At 70.0% G+C, this 20,757-nt stretch carries 19 protein-coding genes; 16 read left to right on the forward strand and 3 right to left on the reverse strand.

From position 1 onward, the window contains the following. Positions 1–73 precede the first annotated feature (73 nt). Positions 74–916: a DUF3097 domain-containing protein gene (locus G6N58_RS21665; RefSeq protein WP_115281359.1), complete on the forward strand. Its 843-nt coding sequence runs from the start codon at positions 74–76 to the stop codon at positions 914–916. 51 nt (positions 917–967) lie between these two features. Next, on the forward strand, positions 968–2,302 hold the full coding sequence (locus tag G6N58_RS21670; RefSeq protein ID WP_163908316.1) for a replication-associated recombination protein A: 1,335 nt from the start codon (positions 968–970) through the stop codon (positions 2,300–2,302). A 266-nt stretch (positions 2,303–2,568) separates the two neighbouring features. On the opposite strand, the gene G6N58_RS21675 is transcribed toward G6N58_RS21670, so the two are convergent. After that, positions 2,569–2,856 carry a GlsB/YeaQ/YmgE family stress response membrane protein gene (locus tag G6N58_RS21675; protein ID WP_115277330.1) on the reverse strand — a complete coding sequence of 96 codons (288 nt, stop codon included), beginning with the start codon at positions 2,854–2,856 and terminating at the stop codon, positions 2,569–2,571. A gap of 115 nt (positions 2,857–2,971) precedes the next feature. On the opposite strand from G6N58_RS21675, the gene G6N58_RS21680 reads away from it, so the two are divergent. The 6 genes from G6N58_RS21680 (at position 2,972) to G6N58_RS21705 (ending at position 9,119) form a co-directional block, all read left to right on the forward strand. Beyond that, positions 2,972–3,373, forward strand: a complete 402-nt coding sequence (locus G6N58_RS21680; protein WP_115277329.1) for a secondary thiamine-phosphate synthase enzyme YjbQ — start codon at positions 2,972–2,974, stop codon at positions 3,371–3,373. A gap of 86 nt (positions 3,374–3,459) precedes the next feature. Continuing rightward, a complete protein-coding gene (alaS, locus tag G6N58_RS21685) occupies positions 3,460–6,150 on the forward strand; it encodes an alanine--tRNA ligase (RefSeq protein WP_115277328.1) in 2,691 nt (896 codons plus the stop codon). A gap of 6 nt (positions 6,151–6,156) precedes the next feature. Then, entirely contained in the window at positions 6,157–6,693 is a 537-nt protein-coding gene (ruvX, locus tag G6N58_RS21690) for a Holliday junction resolvase RuvX (protein ID WP_115277327.1), read from the forward strand. Further along, positions 6,686–7,927, forward strand: coding sequence for an endolytic transglycosylase MltG (locus G6N58_RS21695; RefSeq protein WP_115277326.1), 1,242 nt, complete (start codon positions 6,686–6,688; stop codon positions 7,925–7,927). The genes ruvX and G6N58_RS21695 overlap by 8 nt, the downstream gene beginning before the upstream one ends. After that, positions 7,917–8,717: a shikimate dehydrogenase gene (locus G6N58_RS21700; protein WP_115277325.1), complete on the forward strand. Its 801-nt coding sequence runs from the start codon at positions 7,917–7,919 to the stop codon at positions 8,715–8,717. Before G6N58_RS21695 ends, G6N58_RS21700 begins: the two co-directional genes overlap by 11 nt. Before the next feature lie 9 nt (positions 8,718–8,726). After that, complete coding sequence (locus tag G6N58_RS21705; protein WP_115277324.1) at positions 8,727–9,119, forward strand: prepilin peptidase; 393 nt, start codon at positions 8,727–8,729, stop codon at positions 9,117–9,119. Here G6N58_RS21705 and G6N58_RS21710 read toward each other — a convergent pair whose 3' ends face one another. Further along, a complete protein-coding gene (locus G6N58_RS21710) occupies positions 9,120–10,517 on the reverse strand; it encodes an MFS transporter (RefSeq protein WP_115277323.1) in 1,398 nt (465 codons plus the stop codon). Positions 10,518–10,589: 72 nt separating this feature from the next. Between G6N58_RS21710 and aroC the strand changes: the two genes are divergently transcribed. From aroC to aroB, 3 genes are read left to right on the forward strand one after another with little or no spacing between them, the layout of a single operon-like run. After that, positions 10,590–11,786: a chorismate synthase gene (gene aroC / locus G6N58_RS21715; protein ID WP_068919795.1), complete on the forward strand. Its 1,197-nt coding sequence runs from the start codon at positions 10,590–10,592 to the stop codon at positions 11,784–11,786. A 17-nt stretch (positions 11,787–11,803) separates the two neighbouring features. Beyond that, positions 11,804–12,490 carry a shikimate kinase gene (locus G6N58_RS21720; protein WP_115277322.1) on the forward strand — a complete coding sequence of 229 codons (687 nt, stop codon included), beginning with the start codon at positions 11,804–11,806 and terminating at the stop codon, positions 12,488–12,490. Further along, positions 12,483–13,562 carry a 3-dehydroquinate synthase gene (gene aroB, locus G6N58_RS21725; protein ID WP_115277321.1) on the forward strand — a complete coding sequence of 360 codons (1,080 nt, stop codon included), beginning with the start codon at positions 12,483–12,485 and terminating at the stop codon, positions 13,560–13,562. The genes G6N58_RS21720 and aroB overlap by 8 nt, the downstream gene beginning before the upstream one ends. Here aroB and G6N58_RS21730 read toward each other — a convergent pair. Next, positions 13,559–14,140, reverse strand: coding sequence for a B-4DMT family transporter (locus tag G6N58_RS21730; RefSeq protein ID WP_115277320.1), 582 nt, complete (start codon positions 14,138–14,140; stop codon positions 13,559–13,561). The two genes, aroB and G6N58_RS21730, sit on opposite strands and share 4 nt — an antisense overlap. Positions 14,141–14,173: 33 nt before the next feature. On the opposite strand from G6N58_RS21730, the gene G6N58_RS21735 reads away from it, so the two are divergent. From G6N58_RS21735 to G6N58_RS21755, 5 genes are read left to right on the forward strand one after another with little or no spacing between them, the layout of a single operon-like run. Continuing rightward, on the forward strand, positions 14,174–15,265 hold the full coding sequence (locus G6N58_RS21735; RefSeq protein ID WP_115277319.1) for a M24 family metallopeptidase: 1,092 nt from the start codon (positions 14,174–14,176) through the stop codon (positions 15,263–15,265). Positions 15,266–15,297: 32 nt separating this feature from the next. Then, on the forward strand, positions 15,298–15,861 hold the full coding sequence (gene efp / locus G6N58_RS21740; protein WP_068916641.1) for an elongation factor P: 564 nt from the start codon (positions 15,298–15,300) through the stop codon (positions 15,859–15,861). Further along, positions 15,854–16,327, forward strand: coding sequence for a transcription antitermination factor NusB (gene nusB / locus G6N58_RS21745; protein WP_115277318.1), 474 nt, complete (start codon positions 15,854–15,856; stop codon positions 16,325–16,327). The genes efp and nusB overlap by 8 nt, the downstream gene beginning before the upstream one ends. Before the next feature lie 9 nt (positions 16,328–16,336). Continuing rightward, positions 16,337–17,911: a glycosyltransferase family 39 protein gene (locus G6N58_RS21750; protein ID WP_115277317.1), complete on the forward strand. Its 1,575-nt coding sequence runs from the start codon at positions 16,337–16,339 to the stop codon at positions 17,909–17,911. Next, positions 17,908–20,103, forward strand: a complete 2,196-nt coding sequence (locus G6N58_RS21755; RefSeq protein WP_232067951.1) for an MMPL family transporter — start codon at positions 17,908–17,910, stop codon at positions 20,101–20,103. The genes G6N58_RS21750 and G6N58_RS21755 overlap by 4 nt, the downstream gene beginning before the upstream one ends. Positions 20,104–20,757: the final 654 nt, after the last annotated feature.

Here is a 20,757-nt window from a genome sequence, read left to right on the forward strand (position 1 = left end):
CGGCGGTCACGATCGGGCGACCGGCGGTGTGGCGCTGCGTCGGGCGGGCGGCCCGGTTCGTAGCATCGCCGCCGTGACAGATCGCTATGGAACCGACGTGCTGGCCGACAATCCGCACCAACGCCGCAAGGTCCGTGCCGTCGAGACGGCCGTCGAGATGGGCATGGTGCTCGAGGACGTCACGTCGGGGTTCGTCGGCGCCGTCGTCCGGGTGGAGTACGGCCGGATGGACCTCGAGGATCGGCACGGCCGCCGTCGCGGCTTCCCGGTGGGGCCGGGCTACCTGCTCGACGGCAAGCCGGTGATCCTCACCCCGCCGCGCAAGGCCGCACCCGTCGCGCCCACCCGCACCGCCTCCGGTTCGGTTGCCGTGCAAGGGGTTCGGGCCCGCACCGCGATAGGCGGCCGGATCTACGTCGAGGGCCGACACGACGCCGAGCTGGTCGAGCAGGTCTGGGGTGACGACCTGCGCATCGAAGGTGTGGTGGTGGAGTACCTCGGCGGGGTGGACGACCTGCCCGCGCTGGTGGCAGAGTTCGCACCCGGGCCCGGTCGGCGCCTCGGCGTGCTGGTGGACCACCTGGTGACCGGATCCAAGGAGTCGCGCATCGCCGACGCGGTGCGCTCGGGCCCGCACGGCGAGGACGCGCTGGTGGTGGGCCACCCCTTCGTCGACATCTGGCAGGCAGTCAAACCGGCGCGGGTGGGGTTGACGGCGTGGCCGACGATTCCGCGCAGCATCGAATGGAAACACGGCATCTGCCAGGCGCTGGGCTGGCCGCATGCCGACCAGGCCGACATCGCCCGGGCCTGGCAGCGGATCCGGTCCCGGGTGCGTGACTGGAACGACCTGGAGTCGGCGCTGATCGGGCGGGTGGAGGAACTGATCGACTTCGTGACCGCACCCGGGCAGTGAGCGGCCGCCCGGGATCGCGGTGCGTCCGCCCAGCGTGGTAATCCTGAACCCGTGTCCGACAGTTTGTTCGATCTGACGGGCCCGGAGCCCGCACGCGGGTTGGGGCCGGTGGAGCCTGCGCCGAACGCGCCGCTGGCGGTCCGGATGCGGCCCCGTTCGCTCGATGAGGTGGTGGGTCAGCAGCATCTGCTGGGCCAGGGCTCGCCGCTGCGCCGGTTGGTCGACGGCTCCGGAGCCGCCTCGCTGATCCTCTACGGACCGCCCGGCACCGGCAAGACCACGCTGGCGTCGTTGATCTCGAACGCCACCGGCCGTCGTTTCGAGGCGTTGTCGGCGCTGTCGGCCGGGGTCAAAGAGGTGCGGGCGGTGATCGATGTGGCCCGGCGCTCGGCGATCCACGGCGAGCAGACCGTGCTGTTCATCGACGAGGTGCACCGGTTCTCCAAGACTCAGCAGGACGCGCTGCTGGCGGCGGTGGAGAACCGGGTGGTGCTGCTGGTGGCGGCGACGACGGAGAATCCGTCCTTCTCGGTGGTGGCGCCGCTGCTGTCGCGGTCACTGATCTTGGCGTTGCAGCCGTTGACGGCGCAGGACATTGCGACCGTGCTGCGCCGTGCCATCTCCGATCCCCGCGGCCTGGGCGGTGCCGTTGCGGTCGACGACGACGCGGTGGACCTGATCGTGGCGCTGTCGGCCGGCGACGCCCGCCGCGCCCTGACGGCGCTGGAGGTGGCCGCCGAGACGGGGGAGCGGGTGACCGTGGAGGTCATCGAGCAGTCCCTGGACAAGGCCGCGGTGCGCTACGACCGTGACGGCGACCAGCACTACGACGTGGTGAGCGCGTTCATCAAGTCGGTGCGCGGCTCCGACGTCGACGCCGCACTGCACTACCTGGCCCGCATGCTGACCGCGGGCGAGGACCCACGCTTCGTGGCGCGGCGGCTGATGATCCTGGCCAGCGAGGACATCGGCATGGCCGATCCGACCGCTCTGCCCACCGCGGTGGCCGCCGCCCAGACGGTGCAATTGATCGGCATGCCGGAGGCGCAGCTGACGCTGGCGCACGCCACCGTGCACCTGGCCACCGCTCCGAAGTCGAACGCCGTGACCACGGCTTTGGGGGCGGCGATGGCCGATATCCGGGCCGGTAAGGCGGGCCCGGTGCCGGCGCATCTGCGTGACGGGCATTACTCCGGAGCTGCGGCGCTGGGCCATGCGCAGGGCTACAAGTACTCCCATGACCACCCCGATGGTGTTGTCCCGCAACAGTATCCGCCAGACGAGCTGGTGGGGACGGACTATTATCAGCCGGTCCCGCGGGGTGCCGAGCGGGAGATCTCCACCCGCGTCGAGCGGCTGCGCGCCATCATCCGCCGCCCGCGCTGAGTCGTGGCGAACCTGCCCGCGGCACACATGTGTGCTCAGCTCGGGCGCGGCGGCGTGTTGCGCGGTAAACCGCACAGTTGTGGGGTGTGGCGGCTTCACGCCGGGCACACATGTGTGCTGAGCTCGGCTGCGGCGGCGTGTCGCGGAGTAAACCGCACAGATGTGGGCTGGCGCGTCAGGCAACGGTGAAGAATCAAGGGTTGACACAAGAAGATCCCGGCCGACGCACCGGGGAGGGGACGTCGGCCGGGATCGAATCAGGGGCTTTAGCGGCGGACCACGCCACCACGGCGTTTTGAGGTCAGAGCGCTGACCAGCGCGACACCGACGACCGCGAGGACGACCTGGACCAGGAGCTCCATCCAGTCGACGCCCGCCGTGGCGGTGGCGATGCCCATCGACCGCGCCAGGAAGGTACCCAGGAGTGCGGCCACGATGCCGACGACGATGGTGAGCAGCACGCCGATCGGCTGCTTACCTGGCAGCAGCAGGCGGCCCAGGAGGCCGATCACTGCGCCGATGATGATTGCGGTGATGATGCCGGTGACTGTCATGATTCCTCCAGGGCAAGACGAGTCGAATAGGTGCAGGTGAAATACCCGACGCAAACGTCAAATAAACGGTCGCCGCGGTCGAATATGAATTCACAGCAGTTCGTAGGGTGGAGGGGTGTTCACCGACGTACTCGACATCGACACCCGCACCCGCCGCCTGGTCGACCTCACCGATGACGTTGCCGCGTTCTGCTCCGCCCGCGGAGACGGGTTGTGCAATGTGTTCGTTCCGCACGCCACCGCGGGCGTGGCGATCATCGAAACCGGCGCTGGCTCCGACGACGACCTGCTCGACGCGCTCGAACGGCTGCTGCCGCGCGACGACCGCTACCGGCACTCCCACGGCTCGCCCGGCCACGGCGCCGACCACGTGCTGCCCGGCATTGTCTCGCCATCGGTGACCGTCCCGGTTCAGGCCGGCCGGCTGCTGCTGGGAACTTGGCAGAGCGTGGTGCTCGTTGACCTCAATCGGGACAACCCGCGGCGGTCGGTGCGGCTGAGCTTTCTCGGCGGCTGATGACGCGGTGCTGCCTTGTCCGCCGCAGTCGGCCACCCCGGTACTGTTAGGCGGTTGACGCCAGGCGAGAAGGAAGAAGTGACCACGTGCAGACACACGAGATCAGGAAGCGGTTCCTCGATCATTTCGTGAAGGCGGGCCACACCGAGGTGCCCAGCGCCTCGGTGATTCTCGACGACCCCAACCTGTTGTTCGTCAACGCCGGCATGGTGCAGTTCGTGCCGTTCTTCCTCGGACAGCGCACCCCGCCCTACGAGCGGGCCACGAGCGTCCAGAAGTGCATCCGCACGCCGGACATCGAAGAGGTGGGCATCACCACCCGGCACAACACCTTCTTCCAGATGGCCGGCAACTTCAGCTTCGGCGACTACTTCAAGAAGGGCGCCATCGAGCTGGCCTGGAGCCTGCTGACCAATTCGGTGGACGACGGCGGATACGGCTTTGATCCCGAAAAGCTCTGGGCGACGGTGTATCTCGATGACGACGAGGCCATCGAAATCTGGCAGGAGGTGGCCGGCCTGCCGCTGGAGCGCATCCAGCGCCGCGGCATGGCCGACAACTACTGGTCCATGGGCATCCCCGGGCCGTGTGGACCGTGCTCGGAGATCTACTACGACCGTGGCCCTGAATACGGCGTCGGTGGCGGCCCCGAAGCCAACGAAGACCGCTACATCGAGATCTGGAATCTCGTGTTCATGCAGAACGAGCGCGGCGAGGGCACCTCGAAGGACAACTTCGAGATCCTGGGCCCGCTGCCGCGCAAGAACATCGACACCGGCATGGGTGTCGAGCGCATCGCCTGCCTGCTGCAGGGTGTGGACAACGTCTACGAAACCGACCTGGTGCGCCCGGTCATCGACCTGGTGGCCTCGATCGCGCCGCGCGGCTACGGGGCGGGCAACCACGACGACGACGTCCGCTACCGCATCATCGGCGACCACAGCCGGACCGCGGCGATCATCATCGGCGACGGCGTCACCCCCGGCAACGAAGGCCGCGGTTACGTGCTGCGCCGCCTGCTGCGCCGGATCATCCGGGCCGCCAAGCTGTTGGGCGTCGAGCAGCCGATCATGAGCCAGTTGATGACGACCGTGCGCGACGAGATGGGGCCGTCGTACCCCGAGCTGGTCACCGACTTCGACCGGATCAACCGCATCGCCGTCGCCGAGGAGACGGCCTTCAATCGCACCCTGGCCGCCGGGTCCAAACTGTTCGACGACGCCGCGCAGTCCACCAAGGCCGCCGGTGTCACGGTGCTCTCCGGCGCCAACGCCTTCACGCTGCACGACACCTACGGCTTCCCGATCGATCTCACCCTGGAGATGGCCGCCGAAGCGGGACTCTCGGTCGACGAGGCCGGTTTCCGCGAGCTGATGAACGAGCAGCGCCAGCGCGCCAAGGCCGACGCCGCCGCCCGCAAGCACGCGCACGCCGACTTGTCCGCCTACCGCGAGCTGGTGGACGCCGGACCCACCGAATTCACCGGCTTTGATGAATTGTCCTCGCAGGCAACGATTCTCGGCATCTTCGTGGACGGTAAGCGGGTGCCGGTCATCACCCACGGGGGAGAAGGCGCGACCCCGGACCGGGTGGAGATCGTCTTGGACCGCACCCCGCTGTACGCCGAATCCGGCGGTCAGATCGCCGATATCGGTGCCATCTCCGGCGCCGGCGGTGCGGCGCGCGCCCAGGTGACCGACGTGCAGAAGATCGCCAAGACGCTGTTCGTGCACCGGGTCAACGTGGAATCCGGTGAGTTCGTCGAGGGCGACACCGTGACCGCCGACGTCGACCCGAAGTGGCGCCACGGCGCCACCCAGGGCCACTCCGGCACCCACATGGTGCACGCCGCGCTGCGCCAGATCCTCGGCCCCAACGCCGTGCAGGCCGGCTCCTTGAACCGGCCCGGTTATCTGCGCTTCGACTTCAACTGGCAGGGCCCGCTGTCGGAAGAGCAGCGCACCGAGATCGAGATGGTGGCCAACGAGGCCGTCGAGGCCGACTACCCCGTCAACACCATGTACACCAAGCTGGAGAAGGCCAAGGCGATGGGCGCGATGGCGCTGTTCGGCGAGGCCTACCCCGAGGACGTCCGCCTGGTGGAGATCGGTGGGCCGTTCTCGCTGGAACTGTGCGGCGGAACGCATGTCCACAACTCGGCGCAGATCGGCCCGGTGACGCTGCTGGGTGAATCCTCGGTGGGTTCCGGCGTGCGCCGCGTTGAGGCCTACGTCGGGCTGGACTCGTTCAAGCACCTGGCCAAGGAACGCGCCCTGATGGCGGGGCTGGCGTCGTCGCTCAAGGTGCCGTCGGAGGAGGTGCCCGCCCGGGTGGCCACACTGGTGGAGAAACTGCGCACCGCGGAGAAGGAACTCGAGAAGGTGCGGCTGGCCACGGCGCGCTCGGCGGCGGTCGATGCGGCCGCCGGTGCCGAGACCGTCGGTAAGGTCCGGCTGGTGGCCCAGCGGATGTCCGGCGAGATGTCGGCAGGCGATCTGCGTTCGCTGATCGGCGACATCCGCGGCAAGCTCGGCAACGACCCGGCCGTTGTCGCCCTGATCGCCGAAGGTGAAGGCGGCTCGGTGCCATACGTGGTGGCCGCCAACGCCGCGGCTCAGGACCTCGGACTCAAGAGCGGCGACCTGGTGAAGGTGCTCGCCACGGCCGTGGACGGCCGCGGCGGCGGCAAGCCGGATCTGGCGCAGGGCTCGGGCCGCAACGCCGCAGGCATCGATGCGGCGCTTCAGGCGCTGCGCGCGGAAGTCGCCCGGAGCTAGCCTGCTGTGCCATCCCACGAGGCGACCTCCGGCCAGACTCGGCTGCCCGATCGGCCCGGCGGTGATGACCCCGGTCGTGGGCGCCGCCTCGGCGTGGATGTGGGCACGGTGCGCATCGGGGTCGCGACCTGCGACCCCGACGGCATCCTGGCCACCCCCGTGGAAACCGTCCGGCGCGAGAAGTCCGGGCGGCACCTGCGCCGGCTGCGCCAGCTCGTGTCGGAGTACGAGGCGGTGGAGGTGATCGTCGGACTGCCGCGCACCCTGGCCGACCGGGCCGGGTCCTCGGCGCTGGACGCCATCGACATCGCCGACCGGCTGGCTGAGCGGATCGCGCCGGTGCCGGTGCGGCTGGCCGATGAGCGGCTCACCACCGTCACTGCGCAACGGTCGCTGCGGGAGGCCGGGATCACCGCGCGCGGCCAGCGGGCCGTCGTCGACCAGGCGGCGGCCGTGGCGATCCTGCAGGGGTGGCTGGATCAACGTCGCACTGTCTTGACCGAATCGGCGGGGGCCGTCACACCGGAGGAGCAGCATGGCTGACGACTGGGACGACCGCGCACAGCCGGTGGCGGTGGGCCCGCCCCGGCGCGGCATGACGCGGGCGGCGCGGATCAGGGCCGAACGGGCCCGCCGCCGGCGCCGCACCGTGGCCGCACTGTCCGTGGCCATGCTGATCGCCGTCGTCATCGGCACCGTGTTCCTGGGCTCCCGGTTGTGGCATTCGATGTTCGGAGCTCCCTCGGACTACACCGGCGACGGCGTCTCCGACGTGGTGATCCAGGTGCATCCGGGGGATTCGGCCACTGCGATCGGGCAGACCCTGCTCGACGCCGGCGTGGTCGCCACGCTGGACGGGTTCGTCACTGCAGCGAGCAACAACTCGGCCATGGCCGCCATCCAGCCCGGCTTCTACAAGGTGCGCACCGAGATCCCGGCCGGCTCCGCGGTGGACCGCCTGATCGATCCGGCCAACCGCGTCGGCAATTTCACCATCCCCGAAGGCCGTCAACTCGACGACATGACCGACGTGCGCACCGGGGCCGTCACTCCGGGGGTGCTGTCGCTGATCGCTCAGGCCACCTGCACCGACCTGGACGGGCAGCAGTCCTGCGTGTCGGTGGACGACCTGCGCAACGCGGCGTCGGGGGACAACCTCGAGGCTCTGCAGGTGCCGCAGTGGGCCATCGAACCGGCCACCGCTATGGGCGGGGATCACCGACGGCTGGAAGGGCTGATCGCGGCGGGCACCTGGGACGTCGATCCATCGGCGCCGCCGGAGCAGATCCTGGCCTCGCTGATCTCGGCCAGCTCCGCCCGCTACGAGGCATCCGGGCTGCTGGACACCGCCGCGGCGATGAACATCTCGCCCTACGACGTGCTGGTGGTGGGGTCGCTGGTGCAGCGGGAGTCGCTGCCGCAGGACTTCCCAAAAGTGGCCCGGGTGATCTACAACCGGCTCGCCGAGAACCGGAAGCTGGAGTTCGACTCCACGGTGAACTACTCGCTGGACCGCCAGGAGATCGCCACCACCGACGCGGACCGGGCCCGCGTGACACCGTGGAACACCTACGCGTCCTTCGGCTTGCCCGCCACCCCCATCTCCTCGCCCAGTGAGGCCGCCCTGGCCGCGGCCGAACGTCCCGAGCCGGGGGACTGGCTGTTCTTCGTGACCATCGACATGCAGGGCACCACTCTGTTCACCCGTGAGTACGAGCAGCACCTGGCCAACATCCAGGTGGCGCAGCGCAACGGCGTCCTCGACAGTGCCCGGTGACCGCAAGGCCGCGGTGCTGGGCAAGCCGATCGCGCACTCCCGCTCGCCTCAGCTGCACCTGGCGGCCTACCGCGCGTTGGGCCTGACCGGCTGGACCTACGACCGCATCGAGTGCACCGCCGAGCAGCTACCGGCCCTGGTGGATTCACTGGGCCCGGAATGGGTGGGGCTGTCGGTGACGATGCCGGGCAAGTTCGCGGCCCTGGCCTACGCCTCGGAACGCACCGAACGGGCGGAGTTGGTGGGCTCGGCGAACACCCTGCTGCGCACGGAGTCCGGTTGGCGTGCCGACAACACCGATGTCGACGGGGTGGCCGGGGCGTTGGGCGGACCGCTCACCGGATCGGCCCTGGTGCTCGGTGCCGGCGGCACCGCGCCCGCGGCGCTGGTGGGGCTGGCGACGCTGGGGATCGACCACGTGGTGGTGGCGGCGCGCAACCAGGACAAGGCCGCCCGGCTGCTGGCGCTGGCCGGGGCCCTGGGTGTGGGCGCGGAGTGCACGACGCTGGAGCCCGAGACGCTGGCGCGGCGCGCCGCGGCAGCCGCGGTGCTGGTCAGCACGGTGCCCGCCGACGCGGCGGCGCCGTTGGCCGGTGTGCTCGCGGGCGCGCCCGTGCTGCTGGACGCCATCTACGACCCGTGGCCGACCCCGCTGGCCGTGGCGGTGGGCGCCGCGGGCGGGCGAGTGGTCAGCGGGCTGCAGATGTTGCTGCACCAGGCCTATGCCCAGGTCGAACAATTCACAGGCCGCCCCGCTCCGCGCACACAGATGGCGGCCGCCCTAACTTAACGTGCCGCCATGGTGGTGCTTGCGGTCTGGCTCGGGGTGCTGAGCGTCTGCGATCTGCGTTGGCGGCGGCTGCCGAACCTGTTGACGCTGCCGGGGTTCGCGGTGATCCTGGTGATCGCCGGGCTCGATGGTCGTGGTGCAGCCGCCGCGTTGGGGGCGGCGGTGCTGGCCGCGGTGTACCTCGCCGGGTTTCTGCTCGGCGGGTTCGGCGCCGGCGACGTGAAGCTGGCGCTGGGACTGGGTGCGGCCACCGGAGCGGCGGGTATCGAGGCGTGGGTGCCGGCGGCGCTCCTGGCTCCGGTGTTGACCTTGCTGCTGGCGCTGCTGATGCGCTCGCGGGTGGTGCCGCACGGGCCGTCGATGTGCCTGGCGACGGCCGTGGTGCTGGCGATCCCGGCGTGACTACCTCTGGGTGTCACGCCGGACCCGCAGGACGACGACCACGATGGCGAGCACCCAGACCGCGGCGTTGACGGCCATGGCCGCGGTGAAGCCGTGCTCGTCCGGCACCGGGCCGCTGACCAGCGTCAGCACCGTCACCCCGACCGCGCTGCCGGTGGAGAAGCCGATGTAGCGCAGCACCTGGTTGAACGCCAGCGCGCTGGACGTCTGTTCGGCCGGCACCGCGCGCACCAACAGCACCGGCAGGGTCGCGAACGTCGCGCCGCTGCCCAGGCCGGCCACCGCCATCGACAGCAGCGCCTGCCACACCTGGTCGTGCGCCACCGCCAACTGCACCGTCGACAGCAGGTACAGCGCGCAGCCGACGGGCAGTACTTTGCCGGGATCCATCCGGGTGCCCGCCCACAGCGACACCCGTGAGCCCAGCACGCTCATCACCGAGTACGGCACCAGCATCAACCCGGCCACCGCCACCGGCTGATCCAGTCCCCAGCCGCTCGGGGTGTCGGCCTGGACCAACACCATCAGCAGCGTCAGACCCATGTACATCCCGGTGCCGGCCAGCAGACCGGTGATGTTGGGCGCAGCGGCGCCCCCGCTGAACGCCAGCCGCAGATCCACCAGCGGGTCGCGGTGGCGCAACGTGGTCGCCACCCAGCCGGCGAGTGTCACCGCACCGACGATGAACAGGCTCAGCGTCCGCAGGTCGGTCCAGCCCCACGTAGTGGTCTGGCTGACTCCCAGCAGCAGCGCCACGGTGGCCGCCGAGAGCAGCACCGCCTCCGACAGTCGCACCCCCGGCACCGGCACCGGCGCCGCGGCGGGTAGCTGCCGCCACGTCAGTAGCAGCGTCGCCGCCGTCAGCGCTGTGCCGAACCAGAACGCCGCCGACAGTCCGCCGGCCTGGGCCACCAGTGCGGTCAGGGGATAGCCCAGGCCGGCGCCGGCCACCGTGCCCACCGACAGCATGGCCACCACCGGCGCCACCCGCGCGGCCGGCAGGATGTCCCGGGCGACGGCCATGGCCAGCGGTGCCAGGCCCAGCGCGATGCCCTGGCCGGCCCGGCCGGCGATCAGCAGCGCCAGGGCCAGGTCGCCGTCGTACCGCGAGGCGGCCGCCGACAGCACCGTGCCCGCGACCACGAGCAGCAGCCCGCCGAGCACCACGGGCCGGCGGCGGGCGCCGACGGCCACCCGCCCCATCAGCGGGGTGGCGACCGCACCGGCCAGCATCGAGACAGTCAGGGTCCACTGCGCGGCACCGAGGGAGACGCCGAGTTCGGCGGCGATGGTGGGCACCAGCGGAGCGCCCAGACTGCTGACCACACCGGTGACGGTGGTGAGCAGAACCAGGGTCGGGATCAGCAGCCGCGAAGGGGAGTCATCGTCGGCCGTCATCGGATAGAGATCCTATGTGAGCAGTATTTGCCGATTAACTGTTGGGGAATGGGCCATGGGAGGATGGGACACGTGTTGCGTTGGACCACTGCTGGTGAATCTCATGGCCGCGCATTGGTGGCTGTGATCGAGGGCATGGTCGCCGGTGTGCGGGTGACGTCGGGGGACATCGCCGACCAGTTGGCCCGGCGCCGGCTCGGCTACGGCCGCGGCGCCCGGATGAAATTCGAGAAGGACCAGGTGACGGTGCTGGCTGGGGTGCGCCATGGCAGCACCCTGGGCGGACCGATCGCCGTCGAGATCGGCAACACCGAGTGGCCCAAGTGGGAAACCGTGATGGCCTCGGACCCGGTTGCGGCCGAGGATCTCGATGTGGCCCGAAACGCCCCGTTGACCCGGCCCCGGCCCGGCCACGCCGACTACGCCGGCATGCTCAAGTACGGCTTCGACGACGCCCGCCCGGTACTCGAGCGCGCCAGCGCCCGGGAGACCGCCGCCCGCGTGGCGGCCGGCACCGTGGCCCGGGAGTTCCTGCGCCAGGCGCTCGGTGTCGAGGTGGTCTCGCACGTCATCGCCATCGGCGCCTCCGAGCCGTACGCGGGCCCGCCACCCGAGGCCGCTGACCTGGCCGCCATCGACGACAGCCCGGTCCGCGCCTTCGACAAGGCCGCCGAAGCGGCGATGATCGCCGAGATCGAAGCCGCCAAGAAGGACGGTGACACCCTCGGCGGTGTGGTCGAGGTGGTGGTGCGCGGCCTGCCGATCGGACTGGGTTCCTTCACCAGCGGGGAGAACCGGCTCGACGGCCAACTGGCCGCCGCGGTGATGGGCATCCAGGCCATCAAGGGTGTGGAGATCGGCGACGGCTTCGAGACCGCCCGCCGCCGCGGCAGCCAGGCCCACGACGAGATGTACCCCGGCCCTGACGGTGTGATCCGCTCCACCAACCGGGCCGGCGGGCTGGAGGGCGGCATGACCAACGGCCAGCCGCTGCGGGTTCGCGCTGCGATGAAACCCATCTCCACCGTGCCGCGTGCGCTGGCCACCGTCGACATGGCCACCGGAGATGAGGCCGTGGCGATCCACCAGCGCTCCGACGTGTGCGCCGTGCCCGCTGCGGGCGTGGTGGTCGAGACCATGGTGGCGCTGGTGGTGGCCCGCGCCGTCCTCGACAAGTTCGGCGGCGACTCGCTGGCCGAGACCCGCCGCAACATCGAGTCCTACCTCGACGCCATCGCCGCCCACGAGCCCGCGAGGGCCTCGGGTTAGGACGATGGGATAACACCATGGCTCCCAAAGCTGTTCTGGTGGGTATGCCCGGCTCGGGCAAGTCGACCATCGGTCGGCGTCTCGCCAAGGCGATGGGAGTGCCGCTGCTGGACACCGACGCCAAGATTGTCGAGACGGCAGGCCGGTCCATCGCCGAGATCTTCGAGACCGAGGGAGAGCAGGGCTTCCGTCGCATCGAGGAGGACGTCATCCGGGCGGCGCTGGCCGAGCATGACGGCATCCTGTCCCTGGGCGGCGGTGCGGTGACCAGTCCCGGTGTCCGTGAAGCGCTGGCCGGGCACACCGTGGTGTTCCTGGAAATCGGTGCCGCAGAAGGGATCCGGCGGACCACCGGTGGTTCGGTGCGTCCGCTGTTGGCCGGCGGTGACGCGGCCGAGAAGTACCGCGCGCTGATGTCGGAGCGGGTTCCGCTCTATCGGCGGGTGGCCACCATGCGCATCAACACCAACCGTCGTAACCCCGGCGCGGTGGTCCGTTATCTGGCCAACCGGTTGGAGAACCCGGCCGCGGCCCGACCTGCGCGCCGGCGCCGCCGGTCCCCGTGGCGGTTGACGCCCTCGCCGCCCCGCTGCGACCGCCCCGAGGCCGGCGACGCCGGCGGCCAGGCCAAGCCCAGCGTTCCACCGACCCCAGCAACCCCAGCCGCTCTGGCGGCGCGACGTGCGGAGGCCCGCAATGACTGACGTCCCGGTGACCGTCGAGGTGGCGGTGAACCCGCCCTATCCGGTGGTGATCGGCACGGGATTGCTCGGTGAGCTGGGCGAGCAGGTCAGCGGCGCCCACAGAGTGGCGATCCTGCATCAGCCCACCCTGACCCAGACCGCCGAATCCATTCGTAACTACCTGGTGGAGAAGGGGATCGATGCGCACCGCATCGAGATCCCGGACGCCGAGGCGGGCAAGGACCTACCCGTCGTCGGCTTCATCTGGGACGTGCTGGGCCGCATCGGGGTGGGACGTCAAGATGTGGTGATCAGCCTGGGCGGCGGTGCGGCCACCGACTTGGCAGGCTTCGCCGCGGCCACCTGGCTGCGCGGGGTCTCGATCGTGCACGTGCCCACCACGCTGCTGGCGATGGTGGACGCCGCCGTCGGCGGCAAGACCGGCATCAACACCGAGGCGGGCAAGAACCTGGTGGGCTCGTTCCACCAGCCCCGGGCGGTGCTCGTCGACCTGGCCACCTTGGAGACCCTGCCCCGCAACGAGCTGGTGGCCGGCATGGCCGAGATCGTCAAGGCGGGGTTCATCGCCGACCCGGTGATCCTCGACCTCATCGAAGCCGACCCCGAGGCTGCCGTCGACCCGTCCAAAGACGTTCTACCTGAACTGATCCGACGCTCCATCGCAGTGAAGGCCGAGGTGGTGGCCGCCGATGAGAAGGAGTCGGCGCTGCGCGAGATCCTCAACTACGGCCACACCCTGGCCCATGCCATCGAACGTCGCGAACGCTACCGCTGGCGCCACGGCGCGGCAGTGTCGGTGGGACTGGTGTTCGCCGCGGAGCTGGGCCGCCTGGCCGGGCGCCTCGACGATGCGACGGCCGCGCGGCACCGCAGCGTGCTGCAGCTGCTCGGGCTGCCCGTGAGCTACGACGCCGACGCGCTGCCCCAGCTTGTCGAATACATGGCCGGGGACAAGAAGTCCCGCGCCGGTGTGCTGCGGTTCGTGGTGCTCGACGGCCTCGCCAAGCCGGGCCGACTGGAAGGGCCGGATCCGGCCCTGCTGGCGGCGGCCTACTCGGAAGTCGCCAGCTAGTCCTTGCGCTCGGTGTCCTCGCGCTCGGCGGTCGCCACCGCGGACTGCTGCTCGGTCGCTTCGGTGCCCTCCGCCGTTTCCGGCCGGTCGTCGCGCACGGCGGCGAACACATCGGTGTCGGCGCGGTCATCGTCGTCGCGACGACGCTGGAACGGCGGCGCCTTGCGGTCCACCAGCCAGCGGCCCACCGCCACGGCCACGATGGCAGGCAGGAACACCAGCAGGGCAGTGAACGCGGCGAAGGTGGTCAGCTCATTGACCAGACCGCCCGCGTACAGGTCGGGGTAGATCATCGAGATGAACCAGGACACCGCACCGGAGACCACGCCGGCCACCAGGCCCGCGACCAGCCAGATCATCGCCAGATCGCCGCGCCGGTCCGGATCGGGGTTGGTGCGCGCGTCGCCGCGGCCGTCGACGAGCCCCCAGAGCAGCACCACCACGACGTAGACCGCCAGCAGCACCGCGCTGATCAACAGCGCCCGGGTCTCGAACTGGTTGATCAACGCGCCCTGGAACAGCCGGACCACGACCATCAACGCCGCGAACACCAGCCCGCGCAGTAGCCACTTCGCCATGGGGTAGCAGCGTAGCGAGTAGCGTCACAGCACGTGACACATTCCCAGCGACGCGACAACCTGAGTGCTCGGATCACCGCCTTCGCCGAGGACCGCGCGGTGGACGCGATGCTGGTCACCGACCTCGACAATGTGCGCTACCTGTCCGGTTTCACCGGTTCCAACGCCGCGCTGCTGGTCTTCGGCGACGGCCGCCCCGCCGTGTTGAGCACCGACGGCCGCTATCGAATGCAGGCCGCGCAGCAGGCCCCGGATCTCGAAGTGGTGATCGAACGGGCCTGCGGGCGGTACCTGGCCGAACGCGCAGCGAGCGACGGCGTGCGCAGGCTCGGGTTCGAAAGCCACGTCGTCACCGTCGACGGATTCAGCGTGCTGGAGCGCGCGACGACAGCCACGCTGGTGCGGTCCTCCGGCGCCGTCGAGGCGCTGCGTGAGGTCAAGGACGACGGCGAGGTAGCGCTGCTGCGGCTGGCGTGTTCGGCCGCTGACGCCGCCCTGACCGACCTGATCACCCAGGGTGGGCTGCGCCCCGGACGCACCGAGAAGGAGGTGCGCCGCGACCTGGAGGCGCTGATGCTCGACCACGGTGCCGACGCCGCGTCGTTCGAGACCATCGTGGCCACCGGCGCCAACTCGGCGATCCCGCACCACCGGCCCACCGACGCGGTGCTGGCCAGCGGCGATTTCGTCAAGATCGACTTCGGAGCGCTGGTCTGCGGGTACCACTCGGACATGACCCGGACCTTCGTGCTGGACACGGCGGCCGACTGGCAGCGCGAGATCTACGAACTGGTGGCCACATCGCAGCGCGCGGGCCGCGAAGCGCTGGCCCCCGGCGTCGACCTCAAGGCCGTCGACGCCGCATCGCGGCAGGTCATCGTGGATGCGGGCTATGGCGACACGTTCACTCACGGGCTGGGACACGGGGTCGGGCTGCAGATCCACGAAGCGCCGGGAATCAACGCCTCCGCCGCCGGTACACTTCTTGCTGGTTCTGCGGTGACCGTGGAGCCTGGTGTCTACTTGCCCGATCGCGGCGGTGTCCGCATCGAGGACACGCTGGTTGTCGGCGCGCAGACGCCCGACCTGCTTACCCGGTTCCCGAAGGAACTCCAGATCGTCTGACGGTCTGTTCAACACAAGGAGAAGTACCCACCGTGGCATCGACTGCCGATTTCAAGAACGGGCTCGTCCTCAACATCGAGGGCCAGCTGTGGCAGATCACCGAATTCCAGCACGTCAAGCCCGGTAAGGGCCCGGCGTTCGTCCGGACCAAGCTGAAGAACGTGCTCTCGGGCAAGGTGGTCGACAAGACCTACAACGCCGGTGTGAAGGTCGAGACCGCCACCGTGGACCGTCGCGACGCCACTTACCTGTACCGCGACGGCAGTGACTTCGTGTTCATGGATTCCGAGGACTACGAACAGCATCCGCTCTCCGAGCAGCTGGTCGGCCGGTTGTCGGACTTCCTGCTCGAAGGGATGGCCGTGCAGATCGCTTTCAACGAAGGCTCGCCGCTGTACCTCGAGCTGCCGGTGTCGGTGGAGCTCGTCGTCACCTTCACCGAGCCGGGCCTGCAGGGCGACCGCTCCAGCGCGGGCACCAAGCCGGCCACGCTGGAGACCGGTGCCGAGATCCAGGTGCCGCTGTTCATCAACCAGGGCGACAAGCTCAAGGTCGATACCCGCGACGGAAGCTACCTGGGTCGCGTGAATGGCTGACAAGGTCGGCAAATCGCGCGGCAGGCACGCCGCCCGCAAGCGCGCGGTGGACCTGCTGTTCGAGGCGGAGGCCCGCGGCATCACGCCGTCCGAGGTCGCCGATTCGCGGACGCTGCTGGCCAACTCGAAGGCCGACATCGAACCGCTGAACCCCTACACCGTGACGGTGGCGCGCGGGGTCACCGAGCACCGCGCCCATCTCGACGACTTGATCAGCACCCATCTCCAGGGCTGGACGCTGGAACGGTTGCCCGCCGTGGATCGCGCCATCCTGCGGGTGGCGGTCTGGGAACTGCTGCACGCCGAGGACGTCCCCGAGCCGGTGGCCGTGGACGAGGCGGTGGAACTGGCCAAGGAGCTGTCCACCGATGACTCACCGGGCTTCGTCAACGGGATCCTGGGACAGGTCATGCTGGTGACGCCGCAGATCCGGGCGGCCGCGCAGGCTGTTCGGGGCGACTCCTAACCGTCGGCGATGACGGCGGCCAGCGAGCGGCCCGGCCGGGGCCGGACAGTCCTGACCCTGACCACGGCCCCCGTCGCCGCCCCCGCTGCCCGCCGCCCGGATGCCCTGCTGCTGGCCATCGCCGCCACCCTGATCAGCCTGATCGGCAGCGGGCGTCCGTCACTGTGGGTGGACGAGTCGGCCACCGTCTCGGCGACCGCTCGGCCGCTGCCCGAGCTGTGGGCGCTGGTGCAGCACACCGATGCCGTGCACGGCCTGTACTACCTGCTGATGCACGTGTGGTCGGCGTGGGTGCCGGCCACCGAGTTCTGGTTGCGCGTGCCCAGCGCGCTGCTGGTGGGTGCCGCGGCCGCCGGGGTGGTGGTGTTGGCCCGCGAGTTCGTCGGCCGGCCCGAGGCGATCGCCGCGGGGGTGGTGTTCGCGGTCCTGCCCCGAACCACCTGGGCCGGCATCGAGGCCCGGCCCTACGCCCTGACCATGGCCTGCGCGGTGTGGCTGACGGTGCTGCTGATCGTGGCCGCGCGGCGCAGCAGCCCCGGCTGGTGGATGGCGTACGCGGCGGCGCTGTGGATCTCGGTGTGCACCAACCTGTTCCTGGTGCTGCTGCTCGCCGCACACGCTGTCCTGCTGTGCGGGCTGGCTCCCGGCCGGCGGTCGCTGGCCGCGTGGGCAGCGGCAAGTGGCGCGGCGACGGTGGCCGCGGTGCCGCTGCTGTCGATGGCGATCGGGCAGCAGGCCCAGGTCAGTTGGATCTGGCCACTGGGCCCGGCCACGGCGGGACAGATCTTCGCCGAGCAGTACTTCCCGTCGGTGTACTCCGACGGCCTGCGGGCGGTGGGGCCCGACCAGCAGCAGTTCACCGCCGAGCAGTTCGCGGTGGCGCTCGGTGCCTGGGCCAGGGTGGCACCACTGATCTGTGTGCTGGTGACCCTGGCCGTGGTGCTGATCTGGCGGCGCGTGCGTACCCCGGTGCCGCCGGCGCACCCCGATCGGCGGCTGCTGGTCACGGTGTGCGCGACCTGGGTGCTGCTACCGACGGCGGCGGTGATCGCGTATTCGGCACTGATCCGCCCGCTGTACCAGCCCCACTATCTGACCTTCACCACTCCGGCCGCGGCGCTGCTGATCGGTGTGGGCGTGGTTTCGATAGGACGCAGCCCCCGGGCGGTGGCCGTGATCCTCGCGGTGATCGCGGCGGCAGCGCTGCCCAACTACCTGGCGCAGCGCTCGCCGTTCGCCAAGTACGGCTCGGACTACAGCCAGGTCGCCGACCTGCTCGCAGCGCAGGCGGCGCCTGGTGACTGCCTGGTACTGGACGCCACCCTGAGTGAATCGGCCGTCCGTGGCATCGAGGGTGCGCGCCGGTGGCGCGTCGACGGACTCGTCGACGTCGGGGTCGACGAAACTGCGCTGCAACGGAAATCGCTGTTCGCCTCCCGCGACCCGGCGGCCCGGGCCGTGCCGCTGTGTCCCGCGGTGTGGACGGTCAGCGACGCGCACGCCGAGCCGTCGCCCGACACCGTCGTGGCAGAGGAGTGGACCTTCAACCAGACTCGCGTGGTCAAGGCCGCGGAGCCCGGGTGAGCCTGCAGACGCTGACGCGGTGGGCGCTGCAGCAGCCCAAACGGGTGCTGGTGCTGGCGGCGCTGGCCGCCGTCGCGGCCGCGATCCTGGGTGTGCCGGTGGCCTCGCATCTGACCGCCGGCGGGTTCCTGGATCCCGGCGCCGGATCCGCGCGGGCCAACCAGACCCTGACCGAGGTGTTCGGCAAGGGCGACGTGCAGCTGATCCTGGTGCTCGGCCATCCCGACGGGGCGCGCGCCGATGACGTCACGGCAGCCGGCCGGCGGATCGTGGACGTGGCGCAGGACAATCCGAATGTCCTTGCAGTGGTGTCGCCCTGGAACACCCCGCAGCAGGCCGGCGCGGCGTTGTACTCCGACGACGGCGAGCACGCCCTGGTGGTCCTGGAGTTGCGCGGCGGTGAGAGCCAGGGGCCGGGGTATGCCACCGACCTCGTCGACGCCGTGAACCGAGAGGTGCTCACCGACTTCGGTGCGGTGACCCTGCAGGCCGGCGGTTCGGCGATGGTGTTCGCCCAGATCACCGGCCAGACGCTGCGTGACGTGTTGATCATGGAGTCCATCGCGGTGCCGCTGAGTCTGCTGGTGCTGATCTGGGTGTTCGGCGGGCTGCTGGCGGCGTCGCTGCCGGTGGTGGTGGCCGCGGTGGCGATTGCGGGGTGTCTGGCGGTGCTGCGCTTGATAGCAGTGTGGGCCGATGTCTCGATCTTCGCGCTGAACCTCACCACCGCACTGGGTTTCGCGTTGGCGGTCGACTACACCCTGCTGCTGGTGAGCCGCTACCGCGACGAGATCGCCGACGGTGCGGACCCCGACCGGGCGGTGCGCACCACCATGAGCACCGCCGGGCGCACCATCGTGTTCTCGGCGCTGACGGTGGCGCTGTCGATGGCGACGCTGGTGCTGTTTCCCATTCCGTTCCTGCGGTCTTTCGCCTACGCCGGGGTGGCCACGGTGGTGTTGTGCGCGGTGGCGGCGTTGGTGCTGACCCCCGCCCTGATCGTCGTGCTGGGGGACCGGGTGGTTCCCCGGCAGGGCAGGCACCGCCGCAGTGCGCCGGAGAGCCGGTTCTGGCACCGCAGCACCGCCTTCGTCATCCGGCACGCGCTGCTGCTGGGCGTGGCCGGCGCGGCCCTGCTGGTGGCACTCGGTGTTCCGTTCCTGAATGCCGAGTGGGGCAACCCCGACGATCGGGCGCTGCCGCGGTCGGCCTCGGCGCATCAGGTGGGTGATGTTCTGCGCGAAGAGTTTCCGAGTCTGTCTGGTACCGAGAGCATCGTTGTGGTGGACGACGCCAATGGGTTGACCGACGGTGACTGGCAGGACTATGCCCTCGCGGTGTCGCAGATCGCGGACGTGACCGCCGTGTCCGCCCCCACCGGCACCTATGCGCAGGGACGTCAGGTCGGGCCGGTGACCACAGGCGCCGAGATCCGCGACGGCAGTGCGTATCTCACGGTCTCGGGCACGGCGCCGCTGTTCTCGGAAGCAGCAGAGAACCAGTTGACGAGTCTGCGGGAGCTCGGCGGTCCCGGCGGCCGGTCGGTGTTGATCACCGGAGCCTCGGCGGCCAACAGCGACAGCGTGGCTGCGATCGCCGGATCGCTGGGCCCGGTGCTGGGCCTGATGGCGGTGGTGATCTTCGTGCTGCTGTTCGTGCTGACGGGCAGTGTGGTGCTTCCACTGAAAGCGTTGCTGCTCAACACGTTGTCGCTCACCGCTGCCTTCGGTGCGCTGGTGTGGATCTTCCAGGACGGCCATCTGGGTGCACTGGGGACCACCCCCATCGGCACCCTGGTGGCCACCATCCCGGTGCTGTTGTTCTGCATCGCCTTCGGCCTGTCGATGGACTACGAGGTGTTTCTGCTGGCCCGGATCCGCGAGTTCTGGCTGCGCAGTTCCGGCAGCGCCGAGGACCAGGACCGCAGCGTGATCCTCGGCGTTGCACACACCGGCAAGGTGGTCACCGCCGCCGCGCTCATCATGTCCATCTCGTTTGCCGGATTGATCGCCGCCCAGGTGTCGTTCATGCGGATGTTCGGCGTCGGCCTGGTGCTGGCAGTACTGGTGGACGCCACCCTGGTCCGGATGGTGCTGCTGCCGGCGTTGATGCACCTGTTGGGGCGGTGGAATTGGTGGTCGCCGGGGCCGCTGCGCCGGCTGGCGAGCACGCTGCCCCGCCAGGACGGCTGACCTGGTACACACTTTCTGGCAAACTGACGTGTTCGTAAACTGACTTTGCTATCTTGACCCGAGCCGGTGTTGGCGGCGCTACGGGGAGGGGTTCACGATGGGCGTAGGTGACGCCGGGCAAGTTCGAGCTGTCCACGTCGGTCGGGTCGGGGCGCTCGCGGTCGCCCTCGGGGTGGGGTTGGCCATCGCCAGCTGCCCGGCGATGCCGCGTGCCGGTGCGGACTCCGGCGCATCGAGCACATCGAGCAGTTCGAGCAGCGCCGAGTCGGCGGGTGACACGGATTCCGGGGAGTCCGGGGTCGCGGGTCCCGGCGTTGATGATGACACGACGTCGGAACCCGAAGCCGACCCCGACGAGCCCGATGCCGAGGTTGTAGACACCGAGATCGAGGTCGAGGTCGAGGACACCGAGGACGCCGAGGACCCCGAGGTTGGGGACGTCGAGGAGGAGCGCGCCGGTAGGGACCGCTCCGACGATGCAACGCCTGACGTCGACGACGAGCCCGAGCAGTTGGGCGAGGCGCCGGAGATTGCCGAGCCTGCGGCGGAGGACACTGCCGACGCGCCGCCTACGGATCAGCCTGACGACAATGCCGATGTCACAACCGAACCCGCTGTCACCGAGGTGGTGCCGGCTGCAGCCGAGCCGGAACC

Source organism: Mycolicibacterium tokaiense, assembly GCF_010725885.1.
Lineage (GTDB): Bacteria > Actinomycetota > Actinomycetes > Mycobacteriales > Mycobacteriaceae > Mycobacterium > Mycobacterium tokaiense.

Bases quoted from the DNA above. Each gene is read 5' to 3' on its own strand.
- nusB (WP_115277318.1), top strand. From the start codon at position 15,854: ATGGCTGACAAGGTCGGCAAATCGCGCGGCAGGCACGCCGCCCGCAAG.
- aroB (WP_115277321.1), top strand. From the start codon at position 12,483: ATGACTGACGTCCCGGTGACCGTCGAGGTGGCGGTGAACCCGCCCTAT.
- G6N58_RS21720 (WP_115277322.1), top strand. From the start codon at position 11,804: ATGGCTCCCAAAGCTGTTCTGGTGGGTATGCCCGGCTCGGGCAAGTCG.
- G6N58_RS21730 (WP_115277320.1), bottom strand. From the start codon at position 14,140: ATGGCGAAGTGGCTACTGCGCGGGCTGGTGTTCGCGGCGTTGATGGTC.
- G6N58_RS21695 (WP_115277326.1), top strand. From the start codon at position 6,686: ATGGCTGACGACTGGGACGACCGCGCACAGCCGGTGGCGGTGGGCCCG.
- G6N58_RS21675 (WP_115277330.1), bottom strand. From the start codon at position 2,856: ATGACAGTCACCGGCATCATCACCGCAATCATCATCGGCGCAGTGATC.
- G6N58_RS21750 (WP_115277317.1), top strand. From the start codon at position 16,337: ATGACGGCGGCCAGCGAGCGGCCCGGCCGGGGCCGGACAGTCCTGACC.
- G6N58_RS21710 (WP_115277323.1), bottom strand. From the start codon at position 10,517: ATGACGGCCGACGATGACTCCCCTTCGCGGCTGCTGATCCCGACCCTG.
- G6N58_RS21705 (WP_115277324.1), top strand. From the start codon at position 8,727: ATGGTGGTGCTTGCGGTCTGGCTCGGGGTGCTGAGCGTCTGCGATCTG.